The sequence below is a fragment of the Streptacidiphilus anmyonensis genome (genome assembly GCF_000787855.1).
GTDB classification, from domain to species: domain Bacteria; phylum Actinomycetota; class Actinomycetes; order Streptomycetales; family Streptomycetaceae; genus Streptacidiphilus; species Streptacidiphilus anmyonensis.
In genome coordinates this window covers 99,729-105,763 of sequence record NZ_BBPQ01000018.1, presented here as the reverse complement: position 1 = coordinate 105,763, position 6,035 = coordinate 99,729, and the positions used below count along the sequence as shown (strand labels likewise).

Genomic DNA, 6,035 nt, shown 5'->3' with positions numbered 1-6,035 from the left:
CCCGCCTGCAGGTGCGTTGTCCCGAGCACGGTCAGGCGCAGACCCACCGAGCGGGCGAACGACCCCGCCGGCATCGCGTCAGCGTGCTTGTTCCAGCCGAACGCCACCTTCGGCTTGCCCAGGTCCCGCCATACCTCCACCGCGTCGCTGGAGAGCCGGGTGTGGGTCATGTAACTGATCCACTCCGGGTCCGGATCGGGCCAGCCGCGGCCCAGCTGCGTCTCCGCCTCGGCGAGCGCCCGCGCCGCGGCCCGCGGATCCCCAGCCCGGCCATGGGCCCGCGCCTCGACCATCTTCGCGAACGCCAGAACCCGCGGGCACGCCGACGACCGGGCCCGCTCGAAGGCGCCCTGGGTCATGTCGATCGCCTCCCCCGGGAAGCCGCGCAGCAGCGCCTGGAGAGCCATCGTTGTCAGCACATGGCAGCCGACCCCCGTGTCGCCGGCGGCGCGCGCGAGCGCGAGGGCCTGGATGAAATGCCGCTGCGCGGCGTCGTGCTGGCCCATGTCGAGCGCGGACCAGCCGACCACGCGGGCCAGCTCGGCGGTCACGCAGAACAGCTCCGTGCCGATCTGGTCCAGGTAGGTGCCCGACAGCAGCGGTGTCGCGCGCAAGCGCAGGCACTCGGCGACCGAGCTGGACTTCCAGCTGCCGCCGCCGTAGCGCGAGTCCCAGGAGCGGGCGTCGCTGGACGCCGCCCACAGCTCGTCGAGATCGGCGCGGCCGACTTGCCGGCCGCCGCGGTGACCGTGCAGGCGGGCGTCGGGCTGTACGAGCCAGCGGGTGACCGGTGTGGTGTAGGCCGCGACGGCGAAGGCGCCGCCGAGGAATTCGCGTCGGTGCACGGTGCTCCAGAAGCTCGCGGCGCCGCGCACGGCGTCGGCTGGGTCTCTGGGGAAATCCAACCCCATCTCGGGGCTGTCGTCGGGGACGCTGCACATGCTGATTTCCGCCAGGCTGACGGGTCGTCCGAGGCGTTCGCCCAGCGCAACGGCTATCGCGTCCGGTGCCGGCGGGTCGGGGATCATTCCCCGGACGACCCAGTTCGCGACACTCGTATGGGTGTAGGCCCTGCGGTGACCGCGCTGCTCGCACAGCTGGTTCACTCTCGGCGCGAAGGACTTGCGGGTCCAGCCGCTGGCGGTCAGCAGCCGGTCCAGGGCCGTGTTGGGCCCGCGCGATCGAGACGCGGTGGCCATGAGCACCCTCCTGGCAGGCGGGGTCCGGGGTTCGAGAGTAGGGCCGCAGGTGGCGGGTGTGTAGCCGGTTCTGTGATCTGTGGGCCCCCTTTGTGTGCCTGCCCGCCGGCGCGGTGCCGCGGTGTCCTGGATTCACGGCGGACCGGTCCCACGAAGGGGTGAGGGGCGGGCGCTTGATCCTCCAGGATGGGGGTGCCCTTATGCGGCTGCTCGTCACCGGCGGTGCCGGCTTCATCGGCTCACACTTCGTCAAGCGCATGGTCGCCGCGGCGGACGTCGAGCACATCACGGTCCTCGACGCGCTGACCTATGCGGGGAACCTGGACAACCTGCGGCCCGCGCTGGACTCGCCGAAGCTGTCCTTCGTCCACGGCAACATCCTCGACCCGGAGCTCGTGACCACGCTGATGGCCGAGCACGACCAGGTGGTGCACTTCGCCGCCGAGTCCCACGTCGACCACTCCTTCTACCAGGCCGGGGCGTTCGCGGCGACGAACGTGCTCGGGACGCAGAGGCTGCTGGATGCCGCGTCGAAGGCGGACATCGCGAAGTTCGTCCACGTGTCCACCGACGAGGTCTACGGTCCGCTGCTGGTCGGGGCCGCGGCCGAGGACGCGCCGCTGCGCCCCACCGTCCCCTACGCCGCGTCGAAGGCTGCCAGCGACCTCCTCGCGCTCTCGTACAGCATCACCTTCGGCCTGCCGGTGTGCGTCACCCGTTCCTCGAACAACTACGGGCCGAACCAGCACCCCGAGAAGGTCATCCCCCGGTTCGTGTCCAGCCTCCTGGACGGCGACAAGGTCACCATCCACGGCCACGGCCAGCACGTGCGGAACTGGCTGCACGTCGAGGACAACTGCGCCGGCGTCGAGCTGGTGCTCCGAGGTGGCCTGCCCGGCGAGGTCTACAACCTCGGCTCCGGCACCGACCTGACGAACCGCGAACTGACCGCGCTGCTGCTGACGGCGTGCGAGGCGGACTGGAGCCGCGTCACCTACGTGCCGGACCGGCAGGCCAATGACCTGCGCTACGCCATGGAGTGCACCAAGGCCGAGGGGCTCGGCTACAAGCCGCAGCGCAACCTCCAGGAGGGCCTCGCCGAGACCGTCGACTGGTACCGCCGAAACCCCGACCGCTGGGCGCCGCTGCTGCGCAACCGCGCCGCCGCGGGACCGCACGTCGCCCTCAACCTCGAATAGGAGGCAAGCAGCATGCCTGGAAACTGGCCGCTGAACCCGCTGCTCGTGCTCGGCGCATCGGAGGAGCACATCCCCCTCTACCAGGAGGCCGCACGCCGAGGAATCCCGACCGTCGGCGTCGACATGCGGTCGGACGCCCCCGCGTTCCCCTTCGCCGACGCGGCCATGACGGTCTCCACGCGAGACGCCGATGCCATCGCCGAGGCGCTGGGCGACACGCGGCCCGCAGGAATCGTGGTCGGCGCGACCGACGCTGCGCTGCCCACCTGGCGCGTCCTGGGCCTGCGCTACGGCATGCCGTACGTGTACCCCGAGGCCGCCCTGGCGGGCCTGGACAAGGCCGCCTTCCACCAGGTCGTCGCGGCCTGCGGCATCGCCGGGTACGGGTGGGCCGCATCGAACGACCCGGGCGAGGTCGCCGCCAAGGCGGCACGGTTGCGCTTCCCGGTCGTGGTCAAGCCGGTGGACGGATCGGGCAGCAAGGGCATCACCCGCGTCATCCACCCCGACGGCCTCCCCGATGCCATCGCCCGCGCTCGCAACTACTCCGCCTCCCGGACCGTGATCGCCGAGGAGTTCGTCCAGGGCCGGCAGCTGACCATCGACCTCTTCCTGCGCGACGGCAAGTCGGCCATGACCTGCATCAAGGACCAAGCCCTCGTGCCCGGCAAGAGCGTCGTGCGGCGGATCAGCACGGCGCAACTCTCCCCGGCGGAGCACCGCCACCTTGAGGGAGTCGCCGAGCGGCTGTGCGGTGCGCTGGGCATCACCGACGGGCCCGCGAACTTCGACCTCGTCCTCGGCGAGGACGGCCAGGGCCGCATCGTCGAAGCCAACCCGCGCCTGAGCGGAGACAGCATCCCGCGCCTGCACGAGGCCGCCCTGGGCGTCAACGTCGTGGGCGCCCTCATCGCACTCGCCCTCGGGCAGCCGTTCGACGACTATCTGACGCCGACGCGCAACACGCACGCCGCCGTGGAACTCCTCGGCTCCCCCCTCGACGTGCAAGGCGAACTCACCACGTGGGAGGGGGTCGCCGATGCCCGCAACGTGCCCGGCATCACCGGTATCGAGCTGTACGCCAAGCCCGGATGCCGTCACTGCTCCGACCGATCATCCGACCGACCGGGGAGGCATCGTGACCACCCCCTCGCGGCCCGACACCGCACGCAACGCCAGCCCCTACCTGTACGGGACGGAACTGGAAGCGGTGAGCCAGGTGCTGGCCGACGGCCAGTACGGGCACACCGCCGTCACCGAGCAGTTCGAGCAGGAGATCGCCCGGTACCTCGGCGTCCCGGACGCCGTTGCCGTCACCTCCGGCACCGCCGCGCTGCACTGCGCTCTGCTGGCCGCCGGCGTTGGCGCGGGGGACGAGGTGGTCGTGCCGTCCATGACGTTCTGTGCCACCGTCCAGGCGGTCCGCGCCGTCGGCGCTATTCCCCGCTTCGTGGAGGTCAACCCGGACACCCTGTGCGTGGAACCGGACGCGGTCCTGGCCGCGCTCACCGGCCGCACGCGGGCGGTGCTGCCGGTGCTGTACGGCGGCCGGGCCGTGGACCTGGGCGCGGCCAACGACACCTTGCATGAGCGCGGCATCGCCGTCATCGAGGACGCGGCCCACGCTTTCGGTTCCCGCCTCAACCACCTGCGCGTCGGCGCGACCGGGGCACTGACGTGCTTCTCGTTCGGGCCGATCAAGAACCTCACGTGCGGTCAGGGCGGCGCGGTCATCCCGCGCACCTCTGCCGAGGCCAGGAAGCTGCGGGGCCTGCGGATGCTCGGCGTCGTGCAGTCGCAGGCCGAACGCCAGGCCACCACCGGCTACACCGTGGACGGCTTCGGGTTGCGCTACCAGCTCTCCGCGATCAACGCTGCCATCGGTCTCGCCCAGCTGCGCCGCTTCGCCGAAGCGGAGAAGACCCGGCGGGAGCTGTGGTGCGCCTACCGCGACGCGCTGCGCCCGGTCGACGGCGTGACGCTGGTGGACGTGAACGTCAGCCACAGCGTCCCGCACCTGTGCGTGGTGCGCGTGCGGCGTCGCGAGCAGGTGTTCCGGCTGATGAAGGAGCGAGGCATCGCGGTCGGCGTCCACTATCCGCCCAACCATCTCCAGGAAGCGTTCAAGCCGTGGTACCGGCCGCTGCCGGTCACCGAACAGGTCGGCGAGGAGATCCTGAGTCTGCCGTTCCACCAGCACCTGACCGTGGCCGAAGTCCACCACGTGGCTGCCTCGCTCGCGGACGCCGTCGCGCAGGCGCAGGCAGGCGGAGCGCAGTGAACCTGCTCGGCGACCGCGCCGACTGGACCCGTGCCGCAAGCCCGTCAGCTGGCAGTGTCTAGCAGCACGTCGACCAGCCGCTCCGCGGCATCCGGGCGCCCCAGCAACTGCGCCCGATGGCCCACCTGTCCGCGGCGTCCCGGATCCGCAAGCAGCGGCTCCAGGGCGCCGCGCAGGCCTGCTCCGTCCACCTCGCCGACCAGCGCCACCGCGGCGCCCTGGGCTTCGAGATGCTGCGCGTTGTGGGTCTGCTCGTTGCCGGCCGACGACGCCAGCGGCACCAGCACTGCCGGCTTCCCGAGCGCTGTCAGTTCCGCGATCGTGCCCGCGCCGCTGCGCGAGACCACCACGTCGGCGAGCGCCAGTACGTCCGGCAGCTCGGCGCCCACATACCCGGTCAGGAAGTAGCGGGACGCCAACTCCGCCGGGAGGGCCATCGCTGCGGGCCGCAAGCCCTCCACGTTCGCGGGCCCGCACTGGTGAACCAGGTTCGCCCGGGAAAGAAGCCACGGCAGGATGCCCCGCACCAACTCGTTGATCTGCTGCGACCCCTGCGCGCCACCAGTCACGTACACCGTCGGCAACGCCCGCTCGAAGCCCCACAGGCCGAGTGACTCGACGGCTTTCTCCGCATGACCCGACAGCACCTCGGCCCGGACCGGGTTCCCCGTCACCACAGCGGTCGCCCGCACCTGCTCGGGCAGCAACTCCAGCGTCGCCTCAGACGAGACCGCGAACCGCGCCGCAGCCCGCGCGAGCGAGCGGTTGGCGAGCCCGAGGCGCACCGTCTGCTCGTGGACCACCAGCGGGCGCCGGCACATCTTCGCCGCCAATCCCACCGGAACGGCCACGTATCCCCCGGTCGCCAGCACCACGTCGGGCCGGAACTCGGAGACGATCGACCGGGCCTGGGCCACGCCCAGCGGCACGCGGCTCATGTCGCGCACGTTCGCGGGCGACACCAGTTTCAGCGGGTTCGCTGAACGGCGCACCTTCCCCGTCGCCACGGACCGGAACGCGATGCCCTCGGCGGTGGCGACCCGCTCCTCCAGACCGCCTGCAACGCCGACCCACAGCACATCCAGCGAGCGGCCCACCCCGGCAAGCCGGGCCTGAAGCGTACGGACCGCGGTCAAGGCCGGGTAGGTATGGCCGCCGGTACCGCCGCCAGTCACGATCAAGCGAAACGACGGAGCCGCGCCAGTACCGGAACTCATCAGTGAACTCCCACCTCGTGCAGATGACACCACACTAGCCACAGCGACCAGCCGTACACCGCACGCAATTCGGTGTGCGCGGCAGAGCTCCCGTCCGGACAACACTCGGCTCGGTCCGCCTGAACTGAAGGGGCTCCGC

4 protein-coding genes and 1 pseudogene are annotated in these 6,035 nt (G+C 71.3%); 3 read left to right on the top strand and 2 right to left on the bottom strand.

Annotation, left to right across the window (positions count from 1 at the left end):
• The coding region (locus tag TR50_RS46765) for an NsdA family TPR-like regulatory protein (protein ID WP_042422384.1) at positions 1-1,199 on the bottom strand (1,199 nt) is incomplete at its 3' end.
• A 200-nt stretch (positions 1,200-1,399) separates the two neighbouring features.
• Here TR50_RS46765 and rfbB point away from each other — a divergent pair.
• From rfbB to TR50_RS18580, 3 genes and pseudogenes are all read left to right on the top strand, one after another.
• A complete protein-coding gene (rfbB, locus tag TR50_RS18590; protein ID WP_042422312.1) occupies positions 1,400-2,398 on the top strand; it encodes a dTDP-glucose 4,6-dehydratase in 999 nt (332 codons plus the stop codon).
• Positions 2,399-2,410: 12 nt separating this feature from the next.
• Positions 2,411-3,325 (top strand): annotated as a pseudogene (locus tag TR50_RS48920) (ATP-grasp domain-containing protein); the annotation flags it as partial.
• Positions 3,326-3,536: 211 nt separating this feature from the next.
• Entirely contained in the window at positions 3,537-4,679 is a 1,143-nt protein-coding gene (locus TR50_RS18580) for a DegT/DnrJ/EryC1/StrS family aminotransferase (RefSeq protein ID WP_042422308.1), read from the top strand.
• 44 nt (positions 4,680-4,723) lie between these two features.
• Here TR50_RS18580 and TR50_RS18575 read toward each other — a convergent pair whose 3' ends face one another.
• A complete protein-coding gene (locus tag TR50_RS18575) occupies positions 4,724-5,896 on the bottom strand; it encodes a UDP-N-acetylglucosamine--N-acetylmuramyl-(pentapeptide) pyrophosphoryl-undecaprenol N-acetylglucosamine transferase (protein ID WP_042422306.1) in 1,173 nt (390 codons plus the stop codon).
• Positions 5,897-6,035: the final 139 nt, after the last annotated feature.

Excerpts from the sequence above, each read along its gene's own strand:
- rfbB (WP_042422312.1), top strand. The coding sequence starts at position 1,400 with ATGCGGCTGCTCGTCACCGGCGGTGCCGGCTTCATCGGCTCACACTTC.
- TR50_RS18575 (WP_042422306.1), bottom strand. The coding sequence starts at position 5,896 with ATGAGTTCCGGTACTGGCGCGGCTCCGTCGTTTCGCTTGATCGTGACT.